Below are 13,051 nucleotides of genomic sequence, written 5' to 3' on the forward strand. Positions count from 1 at the left end.
CACCGATCCCTTGCCACGAGCAAGTCGCCTCCGAGGTCGACCCGTGGGCAGCGTATGTCTCCTCGTCGCAACACAGCCCCCGCACCGGGGCTCGCCCGCATGCTCACGAAGGGAATCTCCATGACCGCCACCGTCTCCAACTTCCACTACGGCGCCGTGACCCCCATCGCCGCCTATCTGATGGCCTGCCTCGGGGCGGCGCTCGGGCTGCGATGCACCACACGCTCCCTGCGGCGCCCTCACCACAGAGCCCGATGGCTTTCCCTCGGCGCCGTGACCCTCGGCTGTGGCGTATGGACCATGCACTTCATCGCCATGACGGGGTTCAGCGTCCAAGGCGCACTCGTCCGCTACGACACGGTGACGACCCTCCTCAGCCTCGGGGTGGCGATCGCATTCGTCGGCATGGGCGTATCCCTCGTCGGAAACAGGGCCAACTCCCGGGCGAACCTGGGAACTGCCGGCGCGATCACGGGGATCGGGGTCGCGGGCATGCACTACCTGGGGATGGCCGCGATCCACACCAACGGCACGATTCGCTACGACGCACTGACGGTCGCCCTGTCAGTCATGGTGGCCGTCGCGGCTGCCAGCGCGGCACTGTGGGCGGCGGTCTCCATCCACGGACTGTGGTCCAGTCTGGGCGCAAGCCTGGTCATGGGGGTGGCCGTGACCGGCATGCACTACACCGGCATGGCTGCGGTATCCGTCCAGCTCACGGGCCAGGCAGGGGGCACGCAGTCCAGCACCAGCCTGCTGGCGTTCCTCATGGCCATGCTCGTCGGCCCGCTCATCGTGCTCCTGATAGCCGCCGTCATCATCATGTTCGACCCCGACATGATGCTCGGCGACGACTCATGGGCCGAGAAGGCGGCCCACTCCCGGCACGCCCACAGGAACCGTCTGCGCAGCCTCACGCCCACTGGTGGCCGGAACTCGGGGGCGAGTGCACCTGTCGACTGCACTGCAACGACAACAGGTTGCACTGATCCGAGTGACGAATCCTGGCGGGCTTTCTAGCATTCTCTCGTCGGGTCGCCTCATTTCGGCCGCCTACACCAGCCGGTAGCCCCCGATTCCCCCGTGGCAAATGCTTGAGCAGAGCGAATCTGGAGTCGCCATGAGCCCGTCCCTCAGTAAGCGGGACATCGAAACGGACATGCATTTCGCCGGTCCGGACGACCTCACCTATGCGCAGTATCTCCGCCTGGACGTCCTCCTCAGTGCGCAACGCACCCGCAGTAGGCCGGAACACCACGACGAGCTGCTGTTCATCATCCAGCACCACACCTCGGAACTCTGGCTGAAGCTGCTCATCCACGAACTGCGACGGGCGATCGCCGGCTTCGCCGAGGACGACGTGCCGACCGCCCTGAAGTGCCTGGCCCGAGTGAAGCACATCCAACGGCAACTCTTCGAACAGTGGGCCGTTCTCGAAACCATTACGCCGGGAGAGTTCGCGGCTTTCCGCGACCACCTCGCCAAGTCTTCCGGGTTCCAGTCGGGCCAGTACCGCCTTGTGGAGTTCCTGCTCGGAAACAAGAACCCGGACATGCTGGGGATGTTCGCCGAGGATCCTGTCACGCAGAACACGTTGCGTGAGGCTCTTCACCGCCCCGGCCTGTACGACGAGTTCCTGCGGCATCTCGCTCGGCAGGGATACGAGATCCCCCTGGAACTGATCGAACGCGACTTCTCGCAGCCCTATGTGGAAAGCCCGAAGCTCCTGCCGGTTCTGAAGCAGATCTACGAGCAGCCAGCGGAGCACTGGCGGCCGTGGGAGACCTGTGAGGAACTCGTCGACATCGAGGAGAACTTCCAGCTGTGGCGGTTCCGACACATGAAAGCCGTGGAGCGCGTTATCGGCTTCAAGCAGGGGACGGGCGGCTCAAGCGGTGTCGCGTTTCTGCGGGCAGCACTCGAACTGAGCTTCTTCCCCGAGCTCCTCACCGTACGCACCGAGATCGGGCGATGACCGCGACGGGGTGCGCCCGCTGACGGAGTTGGACCCGGTGCCTCGTACGGCTGCACAAGTGCGGGTGGCGGGGCACTCACCCTGGGGCTTGTCGATCCCCACCTGCACACTGACCAGTTCGACGTCCACGCCCCTCCCGCGGCGGAGGTCGGCGCAGTACGAGACCTGAGCTGTCACCGAGGCACGTCTGCGGACTCACCTTGCTCGGCGGCGCCCCCCAGCAGACTCTGTCGTGATCAACTGTGCCGTCGTCGCCCTGCGTGCGGGACGCCCTCTCGAGAGGACACCGTTGTGACCACGATGACACCTCCGTCCATGGGCGAGGCCCAAGGCCTCGACCGGAGCGACGAACTGGCGCCATTCCGTGCTCGATTCCTGCCCATCGAGGACCCGCGCGTGATCGCCTACCTCGACGGCAACTCACTCGGCAGGCCGCTGAGGACGACACGTGAGCTCGCGGACGACCTCGTCGTCCGGCAGTGGGGCTCCCGGCTCATCCGTGGGTGGCACGACGGGTGGCTCACGTTGCCGGAAAGACTGGGAGACGCTCTGGGAGATGGGGCGCTGGGCGCCGCACATGGGCAGGTGATCCTCTCCGACTCCACGTCCGTGTGTCTGTACAAGGTGCTGCGAGCGGCCGTGGCCCTCCGTCCCGGCAGGACGGAACTGGTGACCGATACGGGCAACTTCCCGACGGACCGCTACCTCGTGCCCGCGAACTGCGGATGACCGTCCGCTGGATCGAACCCGACTTGTCTGCAATGGGTGTCACGGCGGATCAGGCGCCCGTGCCGTGGGCCCGGAGACAGCGGTCGTCACCCTCTCGCACGTCGACTACCGGTCCGCACGCATCGCGGACATGGAGCGCATCACCACCGTCGTCCACGACGACGGCGCGCTCATGGTCTGGGATCTCTGCCACAGCGTCGGATCGATTCCCGTGGAACTAGACGCCACGCACACCGACTTCGCCGTCGGCTGCACCTACAAATTCCTCAACGCCGGCCCGGGCGCACCCGGGTTCCTGTACGTCGCGGAAGAGCACCAGACCTCTCTGTGCCAGCCGATTCCCGGCTGGATGAGCGCCGAGGACCTCTACGCCATGGCTCCCGCGCACGTCCCCGCCCCCGGGATACGCCGGATGATCTCCGGCACGCCGGCGATCACCGGGCTCACCGGCGTGGCGGCCGGTGTGGAGCTTCTGGGGGAAGCCGGCATCCACCGGGTCCGGGCCAAATCCCTGTCGCTGACCCGCATGGCCATCGCGTTGGCCGACGCATGGCTCACCCCGATGGGGTTCGGCCTGGCCACACCGCGCGAGGACAAACTACGTGCGGGACACGTCACCTTGTCGCACCCGCAGGCCAAGGAACTGGCCGAACTGCTGATCAGCAACGGCGTCATCGTGGACTTCCGGGCGCCCGACGGCATCCGGCTCGGACTCTCGCCTCTGTCCACGAGCTTCACCGAAGTGTGGTGTGCCCTGGACCGTATGTGGCGACTCGCAAAGAAGTTCCTGCCATGAGAGCAGTTGCCAGGAGCGAGCGCAGCCGTACCCCTCGGCGTCCCTGAGCTCCCTGAGCTCCCTGAGCAGGACGACATCAGGAGAGCCGACTACGTGAAAGCCCCCGCCCTCGTCTCCCATCGGGGCGGCCAGACTGCTGCGCATGCCCAGCGGCCACACGTCCGGCGCTCCCTCTCGGGCAACGCCGGCCACGGGACCCGATCGCAGATCGCTGCGGGGCTGTGCCCACAGGCTCCCGGATCCCTGCAGCCGTCGCTCAGGCGGTCGCAGGCTGGTTCTTGTCGGCCTCAGCCGCGACGGCTGTGTAGAAGACGTTTTTGCCCTGCTTGCTTCGGCGCACCAGCCCCTTGGCAACCATCGCCTCCAGGGTGCTGCGCACCACGGTGAGCTTGATGTTGCGTGTGGGATGCGCACCCTCCAGCCCGTCGGCGACCTCGATGGCCGACAACGGCTGACCCTTCACGCTGAGGTGACTCACCACGAGGTCCCGCAGCGTCGGAGCCGAGCCGTCCCTCGCAACGGCCGCCGTGCGGGAAGAGGATGACCTCTTCGTGGCAGCCTCGGGGCGGACTTCTCCGTTCCTGACGTCCTGCCCGGGGGCAACCTCGGCCTGGCGCGGGACCGACGCCTCGACGCCCTCCGCGGACGTCGACTGCCCGACATCCCCGAGAGCCTGCTGCATGTGGACCAAGAGCGCCCGGTTGTGCCGCAGCGTCTCCAACTGCTCCTGCAGGGCGGCCATCTCGCTGGACAGGCGCGCTTGCTCCGCGGTGTTGCGTTCCAGGTCGTCGGCCAGTCGGGCGGCGTAAAGCGGCCTAAGGCTAGTCGCTTTGTCCAGATTTTCAGTCACGGTGGCACTCTCCTCGGGCCCGGTGGGGCAATGCGTTACTGGATAGTACTCACTACAATTGTGGATAGCTCACGTGTGCTCGATTCACTGGGGGCGGACGGGCTCGCGAGGGGTGAGTGGCCTCGCAGGTGGGGGCAGGGAGATCTGCCCGGATGACACCCATACGTCGGCATCATGGCTGCGACATCGAGCGCTCCGGTTGACTTGCCCACGCTGCGCAAACCGCCCCTGCCGGCCGAATCGTCAAAAAGTCGGCACTCACTCGACAGGAGATCGGGAATGCAGCACACCGTCCCTTCGCAGCGCCGTGAGGAACCACCGTGCAACACCTGGCTCAGCCGTTTGACGTCTTCTCTCCCGCGTTCGACGCGGATCCCTACCCCGCCTACCGGCGCTTGAGGGAGGACCACCCGCTGTTATGGCATGAACCGACGGCCAGTTACGTCATCTCGCGCTACGAGGACGTCCGCACCGCCTTCACCGACCCGCGCTTCACCAGCGACAACTATCGCTGGCAGCTCGAGCCGGTGCACGGCCGCACCATTTTGCAGATGGACGGGCGGGAGCATGCCGTGACGCGCGCGCTCGTGGCGCCGGCGTTCCGCGGCACAGCCCTCAAGGAACACGTCATCCCCCTCATCGAGAAGAACGCCGTCGCCCTGATCGACGGCTTCCGCGGGACGGGCCATGCCGACCTGGTCGCACAGTTCGCTGTGCACTTCCCCCTCAATGTCATCGCCGACCTGCTCGGTCTGGCCCCTGCAGATCGTCCGGCATTGCACCGCTGGTACACCTCAATCGTCGCCTTCCTCGGCAACTTTGCCCAAGATCCCCAGGTGGCTGCCGACGGGCTGCGCACACGCGCCGAGTTCAGCGCTTACCTGCTCCCGCTCATCAGCCAACGCCGACAGAACCCCTGCAGCGACCTCATCTCCGCTCTCTGCAAGGCTGAGGTGGACGGGACGCACCTGACCGACGACGACATCAGGGCCTTCTGCAGTCTGCTGGTCACAGGCGGCGGGGAACCGCCGCAGAAGGCCCTCTCTCAGCTGCTCCTCAATCTGCTCACCCATCCCGACCAACTGGCAGCCGTGCGGGAAGACCGCAGCCTCATCGGCCATGCCATCGCTGAAACCCTGCGCTTCGGCTCTCCCGTTCAGATGATCACCAGGCAGACCTCCGACGAGGTGAAGCTCAGTGGCGGTACCGTTCCACAGGGGGCGACCGTCACCTGTCTCATCGGCTCGGCCAACCGGGACGAACGGCGCTTCTCCTCGCCGGACAGGTTTGACATCTTTCGTGAGGACCTTTCCCCGGCGAACGCCTTCAGCGCAGCTGCCAAACACATGTCGTTCGCTCTGGGCCGCCACTTCTGCGTCGGCGCTCTCCTCGCCGAAGCCGAGCTCTCGGCCGCCTTGCATCATCTGCTCGACTCCCTGCCCGACATGGCATGTGCGGCAGGATTCACTGGAGTGGAAGTGGGAGTGTTCACCCGCGGTCCTGTGACGCTGCCCGTGACGTTCACCGCTACCGCATGACAGCGGGGCTTCGGGGCCGCAGCGTTGCGGGAACGCATCGTCTCCGAAGTCCATGCGGCACTGAATTGAGGCCTGCCCGCGGAGCCGGGTGCTCAGCTCGTCCTTGACGACCACGGACGGCCCTTCCACCTGCACGCCCCCGCGACAAGGCGGTCCCGGGGTGCTGCGGGAAAGGGTTCCTCCCGGCCCGGCCACGGTCACGCCTTGACACCCTTGGCAACTTTCCGGCCGGTCAGACCCGCTATGGCGTCCCCGGGCAAAGGGAAGTCGGGTGCGTCGGCTGCTCGTGCGCTGGGGTGCGGGCCGAACCGGCCGGCGCGGCTGGGGGTGAACCGTGGCACCGTCGCCCAGGCCGTGTCCGATGGGTCGTGTGACGCTTCGGTTGGAATCTCGTTCCGTGGGTCATGGGGCGGGAGGGGATCTCTCTGATGCAGAGTGGGCTCGGCTGGAGTCGCACTTGCCGGCGAATCGCGGCCGGGGTGGACGGGAGATGACCGGCAGGCCCACCCATGATCCTGTTACGGGTTCTAAGCAGTGGAATTCCAAGGGGGTCACGATCCTGCGCGAGCCTTATGATGCGGGGTTCGGGCTGACCTTCCTCGCAGCCGATCCTGACGGGAACCGTATCCGCGTCGCACCGCAGGACTGAAAGGCCGCAATGCGGCAGGCGCGAACGATAGGTGCCGCGCCTGCCGTCGTCTGACTTCGAGAGGACGACAGGACCTAGCGGCAAACCCGGTACCGGCGGGTCCCGGCTGGGCGACGAGTCCCGCGGACCATATCCGACTCCCAGGCCGAGGAGATGGTGGTCCGCACCCTCGAAGCGACACCTTGGGGCAGGACGCACTGGTCGCAGCGGGAACTTCCAAAGCCGAGGCGATCTCGCCGGCCGGTGTGCTGCGGATCTGGCCTACCTTGACCTTCAGGATCCCCCGGACCCGTTCCTGGTCGTCAAGATCCGTGACGTCGCCGCCGGTCTGCATCGTCCCCCTGGCGGACACTGCCGTGTGCGCCAGGGGGCGAGAAGCCGCAGGCTCGGGCCCTGGTAGAGCGGAGCGGGCAGGCCTCGGGCTACTCGGCAGCCGTTGCCGACCAGGTCAAATGTGGCACAGCGATCGAACGTGCAGGAGACCTCGTCGGTCCGTTCCCCGGTGACCATGCGGCGTCCTCCGCGCGCGACGACCCGGGGGTCGGCCATTACCGTGTACGCCTAGATGATTGAGTCCAAGGGCTCGTAGCCGTAGGCCGCCAGAGAGTGGTGTCGCATGTCGCTGCCATCGCCCGCCCAGCACGTGCAAGGCGTGCCCGTTTCATTCTGGAGGTCAGCGGAGAGCACGCGACGCATGCTTCAGCGACTCGGTGGACGTCTAGGTCGGGGCCCAGCTGAGGAATGGCCTTGAGTCTCCAGTGACTGGAGGCAGCAGAGTGGGGGACATGGACGTTACGACCCTCTACTCGATCGGGGAGCTTTCCCGGCGGACCGGCTTGTCCGTGAGGACCATCCGGTTCTACTCCGATTCGGGGGTGGTAGCGCCGACCACCCGTAGCCCCGCCGGTTATCGGCTCTACGACCTCGACGCGCTGCTTCGTCTGGAACTCCTGCGCACACTGCGCGAGCTGGGCATGGACCTGGCCACGATTCAACGGGTACTGGACCGCGAGCTCTCGGTGGCGGAAGTCGCCGCGGCGCACGCCGACGCCATGGACGTCCAGATCCGGGTGCTGCAATTGCGTCGGAGCGTTCTGCGAGTCGTGGCCAGACGCGGGTCCAGTCCCGAGGAGACCAAGCTCATGCACAGGCTCACGCAGTTGTCCGGCGAGGAACGCCGACGTCTGATCGACGATTTCGTGGATGGCACCGTCGGCACAGTGGATGCCGACCCGACCGCGGTGGCCATGGTTCGCGCTGCCACTCCCGACCTCCCCGATGATCCGACCGGCGAGCAGGTCGCTGCGTGGGTGGAGCTCGCCGAGCTGGTCGGCGACGAGGATTTCCGTGCCCGGATGCGCCAAGCGGCCGTACGCCAGGCCGCCGGGCGCCCGCTCGACATCGAATGCGATGCCGGCGAGGAACTGATGGAATTCACCCGTCAGAAGGTGGCCGAGGCCAGGAAGTCGGGCATCGACCCGCTCAGCAACAGAGTCGCACCCGTCATCGACGACCTCGTGCACCGCTTCGCCGAGGTGCTCGCGCGCACCCCTGACACGGAATTCCGTAACTGGATGGCCCAGCAGTTCGAAGAGGCGCACGATCCCCGGGTAGACCGATACTGGCAGCTGGTATGGATCGTCAACGGCTGGCAGGTAGTACCGAACCTGATCCCGGTGTATCCCTGGCTCATCCAGGCCCTGCGAAATGACCGTGCCGCATAGTCACCGCAGTGGGCACGCCCCGGATCCCTGAATGAGTCCAGAGGATCACCTGCGGACATGAGACGAGGGCGTCCAACGTCGATGTGTGACCAACAACCTGGACACTCTCGCAACGGCACTCTATGCCCGGATTGACGACGAGTTGAAGGCTTCGCCGTGGCTGGGCGCCGTGGCGGCCTGCCGTCGGAATCACGCCCACGCTCAGTGACGCCGAGCTGATCACGCTCGCGGTCATGTCGGCGCTGCTCGGATGCACCTCTGAGCGGCGCTGGCTTCGCCGCGTCGGGCGGGACTTCGGCCACCTGTTTCCCTACGTGCCCCAGCAGTCCGGCTACAACAAGCGGCTGCGCGCCGCGTTCTCACTGCTCACCAGCATGATCCGGATCGTGGCCCGCGATACCTCACTGTGGAGCGACGATGTGTGGCTGGTCGACTCCACACCGGTCGGCTGCGGTTGCTCCCGTGAGACGGTCAAACGCTCGGACCTGGCAGGCTGGGCCCAGTACGGCTACTGCGCATCACACTCGCGATACTTCTGGGGGCTGCGTCTGCACCTGGTGTGCACACTCGGCGGACTGCCGGTCCTGTTCGCACTCACCGGGGCCAAGGCGGACGAGCGCGAAACACTGCGCGACATGCTCGATACCGCGCCACACGTCCTCGCCGCTCACCCCGGGCAGACGATCATCGGGGACAAGAACTACTTCGGCCGCGAGTTCGAGCACGGCCTTGCCGAGCGTCACCTGAAGTTGCTGCGGCCAGCCCGCAAGGGGGAAGCCGAGCCGGCCGGCTCACACCTGTTCAAACCGCTGCGGCAGGTCATCGAGTCGATCAATCAGACCTTCAAGGGGCAGCTCAACCTGGAACGACACGGCGGCAAGAGCCCTGCAGGGGTGTCAGCCCGGGTCTTGTGCCGGATCCTCGCACTCACAGCGGCGATCTGGCACAACGACCAAACTGGACAGCCCATCAAGCGATCACTCACTGCCTACGATCACTGACCGCAACAACACCTCTTGGACTCATTCATCTAGGCCTGTCTGGCCCAGGCTCGAGACCGAGGCAACTTCGACCTACCGGGTTCCGTCCGCCCCACGACCGCCCCGAGTGGTGCGCCCCCGGCCCGGCCGAACCGCGTCGGACCGGCCTCCGTCTGCCACGTTCCACGTTGGCGGCAGCCATCTGCCTCACGGCCCAACTGTATGGCCTGCCCCGACATGCCTGGAACGCCTCCCTCAGCGGCATGCCGGCACCCGCGCAGGACGACGAGGTCCGCGTGTTCTCTGGCGCTCGCCCGGACGACAGCCCTCACACCCTGCCCCGAAGGCCGTCGCCCACCAGATCGCCACCGACGTCAGACACTCGGCCCCGGCAGGGATCAGCGATCTCTACCGGAGCCGAGTCGCAGCGTTAAGCGATTGGCAACGCCATCGGCACTATGGAATGGACGGTGTCAGTGGGCCCCGCTGTCAAGCGTGGCCACCAGTGCGTCGCCGGATCCCGCAAGAAGGGGTTTCGGGATGAACTGCAAGAGGCCCTCCCGGCGCGAGCCCGTCCGGTACTCGGCCGCAGAGCCCGTAGAGCCGTCCGCAGCCGGCACAGAACCGAGCCTCAAGCTTCGAGACACCACATCGTCTACCAGGAAGGCGCGCCTCCACAGTTCATGAACGTGCACCCGGCTACAACTCGCTCCGTGCCCCCAGCACTTGAGCCATGGGGGAACACCGCTGCCGTCACAGACAGCAAACCCGTGACGCTGAGGATCAAGACGGCTCGCAAGACGGTGGAATTCAATGTAACTCCTTTTTTGGAACGCGAGAATGTCCAGGTGGAACCAGACCCTGCGGATAAACCCGAGAGGGCCCGGTTGATGGGAACGCTTGCGCCAGACGGTAACCGCTTCTGGGAACAACGTCCGCTCCATCAGACGCGGCCGACGACAGAGGGGACAGACGGGCACCCGCCACCGCGCGAACCGGCACTGCCCGAATGGCTGGCGACGGAAAAGTATTGCCCAAGTCACCCACGCAACTACGCCAGTGCGGTCTCCGCCTCTCACTGCGGGGTGCGCGAGAAATACGGCCGGTGCGTGCTTCGACGGAGCCAGTGCCTACGCGGCGCTCGACCAGTCCCGGCCCCACTGTGGACGTCCGGCAGGCTGTGTGCTGGCAGACCGAATTGCATGGGAAGTCCGACCGTCAGCGCTGGCATGCTCAATCCCCCGCAGCCCTGACCGTTGCACCATTCAACGGCGACGGCCGTGGTCAATCCTCTGCCGTCATGGCTTCGACGGATGACTGCGGCTCGGGGCTTTCAACGAAATCAACCGCGGAATCCTCGACGGGGCGCCGAGGCGTCGTGTCGAGAAGGAGGCGGGTGACATCGGGGCGCGCATAGTGTCCGACGGGATCGGCGGCGGCTTTGGCCAGGGCGATGGCGGACAGGTCGATGTCGGCGTACAGGATGCCTTCGGCGTCCTCGGACAGCGGCTCGGCCAAGGATCGGCCGTCGGGGCCGAAGATCCGGGCGAAACCGCCGCCGCGCTGAAGCAGTTGCTCCTTGACGGGGGTGTCGCAGAACATCTCGATGGCGGCATCGCCCACGGTTGCGCACGGCGCGAGGACGAAGACCTGCCCTTCGACTGCGTACATCTGAGAGGCGGCGGTATTGACCTCAGGACCCAGTGCGTGGGCTGCTCCCCTGTACACCGAGAAGCTGGGCCAAGCAGCCACATGCACCTGCTCGTGCTGGCTGAACAAGGCGTACTTGGTGAGCGGTTGCAGGTGCTCCCAGCAGCACAGAGCCCCGACACGGCCCAGGGGCGTCCGGTGGACGACCAGGTCGGATCCGTCACCCTCGCCGAAGACCGTGCGTTCAACGTGCGTGGGCTTGAGCTTGCGACGGGCGTGTACGAGCGCGCCTTGGGCGGAGATCAGAGCCTGCCCCATGTAGAGGCTGCCACCGCTGCGTTCGCTGTACCCGGCCACCACGGTGATGGCGTTGGCGCAAGCTGCGGCGGTCAGGCGCTCGAAGCGAGGCCCGTCGAGCGTGATCGAATTCTCGTGGTACCGCCCGAGGAAGGCGAAGCCGGCCGCGGGCGAGTCCAGCCATAACCACCACGGATATCCGGGAATAAAGGTCTCGGGAAAGGCGATGAGCTGCGCTCCGGCGCCAGCTGCTTCCTCGATCAGCGCGATGCTCTTGTCGATCGTGGCGTCAGCGTTGAGCCACACCGGCTCCGCCTGCACCACGGCGGCCCTGAAGGTACCCGTGTAGTCGACCATGGTCTTCTCCTCATCTCTCGTACAGTGTCCGGGGCTTGTCAGCCGGCGAGCGGCAAAAAGCCAGTCCGCGCATGGCAATTGATGTACTCGGCGGTGACCGCGCCGCTGGGCAGGACCGACACCTCGTGCCAGAACGCAATGTCGAGGGGACCTGTACCACCGCCGATCATCCGGAAGAAGCTCTCGTAGATCTCCAGATGAGTTCGGTCCTCACGGCACCAGTCCATCAGATGACTGAGCGAAGCGAACCAAGCGACAGTGCAGGCACGCTGCATCAGTGAACCGTCGGCCGTCTCCTCGGCGATATTGCGCGCCGCGATACAACCTGACTGTGGGGTGTCGGCAAGGTAGTCGACGCCGCGGTCCTTGACCGGCTTGACCTCGGTCAAGTACGTCTCACGATAGAGAGTGCTCTCCGACCAGTCCTGCGCGGTACGAATCAGGGCCACCTCGCCGGGCACCGTCACGCTGACGCGGCCCCCCGGCCCGGGGGCGTCGCGAGCGGGCTGTGGTGCGAAGGCGCCGATCGACGGCTCCAGGCCGTCGATCGCCGACGCCGGGATGCGGTCACGGGCGGCGCCCCAATAGTCGTGCACGCGGGTCTCGGCGAGTTCGACGGTCTCGTGTTGGGACAGCCCACTGGTTGCGCAGAGTTCGCGGCGATGGGTGTGCAGGCTCTCCGTGCGCTCGGCCGGGATGACGCACACCTCTCGCCAGTGCGCGAGCGGTCCATGCGTGGGCAACTGCTCCCACGCAGTGCGCGCCGGCTCAGAACGTTGCCACCGGTCGTACGCGTCCGGATCGACCCAGTAGGCCATCCAAACAACGTTGTGGGCGCCGGCGACGTCCACGAACGATCCGCGGTCCAGTACGTCCGGCCCGTGTGCTCCGGCGAACCACTCTCCCAGCGCAGCGGCACCACCCGCGGCGGCCTGTGCCGTCGCTGCCTGGCAGGCGTACTGGGCGAACACGAATGCCTCGGTACCTTGAGGCAGGCGCGAGGTGTAGGCGGTGAAGCGTGGTGCATGGCCTGGCGGTCCCATAGGGGGCATACGTCCTCCGGTGTTGATGGCATTGGGTGCATTGACTCCTGACCAGGCAAGCCCGCTGCGACTGTCAGGGGCCAGGGCGTTGACCGGGCGCGGCAAGAGGCCGACCCGTACTTTCACCGCGACGCATCTGGTTCGACGCCTCATGGGTGAACTGCCCGTAGCTCACTTGACAGGTATGGGCACGACTGAGTTACCTGAGCCTGCCACGCGATTCACCTGTTCAGCGGGGCGAGGGTTGCGTTCGGGCCGCCAACTGCAAGTCGATGGACGCACTGACAGTTGGCGGCCCTCTCCCCTTCCCCGCCCCCATGCTGCCCTGAACCAACCGCTCTCGCTGACTCGTGTGCCCGATCGGCCGTCGTCCGTGGCCCTCCCCGCCGCCCTGGCGGGTGCCACAGTCTCACTGATCCCGCCTCGGGATCCGGTATCGGTGGCCTGAGCAGTCGGCGCGCAC

Annotated in this window: 9 protein-coding genes and 2 pseudogenes; 8 read left to right on the top strand and 3 right to left on the bottom strand. The window is 66.3% G+C overall.

What is annotated here, in order from left to right; genetic code table 11:
* The first annotated feature begins 120 nt into the window (after positions 1 to 120).
* The 4 genes from OG736_RS06060 (at position 121) to OG736_RS06075 (ending at position 3,500) form a co-directional block, all read left to right on the top strand.
* Complete coding sequence (locus OG736_RS06060) at positions 121 to 1,020, top strand: MHYT domain-containing protein (protein WP_327181498.1); 900 nt, start codon at positions 121 to 123, stop codon at positions 1,018 to 1,020.
* Positions 1,021 to 1,120: 100 nt separating this feature from the next.
* On the top strand, positions 1,121 to 1,975 hold the full coding sequence (locus OG736_RS06065; RefSeq protein WP_327181499.1) for a tryptophan 2,3-dioxygenase: 855 nt from the start codon (positions 1,121 to 1,123) through the stop codon (positions 1,973 to 1,975).
* A gap of 291 nt (positions 1,976 to 2,266) precedes the next feature.
* Positions 2,267 to 2,704, top strand: coding sequence for a hypothetical protein (locus OG736_RS06070; protein ID WP_327181500.1), 438 nt, complete (start codon positions 2,267 to 2,269; stop codon positions 2,702 to 2,704).
* Between the two features lie 64 nt (positions 2,705 to 2,768).
* Entirely contained in the window at positions 2,769 to 3,500 is a 732-nt protein-coding gene (locus OG736_RS06075; RefSeq protein WP_327181501.1) for an aminotransferase class V-fold PLP-dependent enzyme, read from the top strand.
* A 256-nt stretch (positions 3,501 to 3,756) separates the two neighbouring features.
* On the opposite strand, the gene OG736_RS06080 is transcribed toward OG736_RS06075, so the two are convergent.
* The gene (locus OG736_RS06080; protein WP_327181502.1) at positions 3,757 to 4,350 is read right to left on the bottom strand and encodes a BlaI/MecI/CopY family transcriptional regulator; all 594 of its coding nucleotides are present in this window, start codon (positions 4,348 to 4,350) and stop codon (positions 3,757 to 3,759) included.
* A gap of 320 nt (positions 4,351 to 4,670) precedes the next feature.
* Between OG736_RS06080 and OG736_RS06085 the strand changes: the two genes are divergently transcribed.
* The 4 genes and pseudogenes from OG736_RS06085 to OG736_RS06100 all read left to right on the top strand — a co-directional run bounded on the left by OG736_RS06085 (position 4,671) and on the right by OG736_RS06100 (position 9,262).
* The gene (locus OG736_RS06085) at positions 4,671 to 5,888 is read left to right on the top strand and encodes a cytochrome P450 (RefSeq protein ID WP_327181503.1); all 1,218 of its coding nucleotides are present in this window, start codon (positions 4,671 to 4,673) and stop codon (positions 5,886 to 5,888) included.
* 529 nt (positions 5,889 to 6,417) lie between these two features.
* A pseudogene (locus OG736_RS06090) lies at positions 6,418 to 6,537 on the top strand (VOC family protein); the annotation flags it as partial.
* A 785-nt stretch (positions 6,538 to 7,322) separates the two neighbouring features.
* Entirely contained in the window at positions 7,323 to 8,261 is a 939-nt protein-coding gene (locus tag OG736_RS06095) for a MerR family transcriptional regulator (protein ID WP_327181504.1), read from the top strand.
* Between the two features lie 85 nt (positions 8,262 to 8,346).
* A pseudogene (locus OG736_RS06100) lies at positions 8,347 to 9,262 on the top strand (IS982 family transposase).
* Between the two features lie 1,263 nt (positions 9,263 to 10,525).
* Here OG736_RS06100 and OG736_RS06105 read toward each other — a convergent pair.
* The gene (locus OG736_RS06105; protein ID WP_327181505.1) at positions 10,526 to 11,545 is read right to left on the bottom strand and encodes a carbon-nitrogen hydrolase family protein; all 1,020 of its coding nucleotides are present in this window, start codon (positions 11,543 to 11,545) and stop codon (positions 10,526 to 10,528) included.
* Between the two features lie 38 nt (positions 11,546 to 11,583).
* On the bottom strand, positions 11,584 to 12,516 hold the full coding sequence (locus tag OG736_RS06110; RefSeq protein WP_327181506.1) for a phenylacetaldoxime dehydratase family protein: 933 nt from the start codon (positions 12,514 to 12,516) through the stop codon (positions 11,584 to 11,586).
* Positions 12,517 to 13,051 lie beyond the last annotated feature (535 nt).

It is taken from the genome of Streptomyces sp. NBC_01334, assembly GCF_035983595.1.
Classification (GTDB): domain Bacteria; phylum Actinomycetota; class Actinomycetes; order Streptomycetales; family Streptomycetaceae; genus Streptomyces; species Streptomyces coriariae.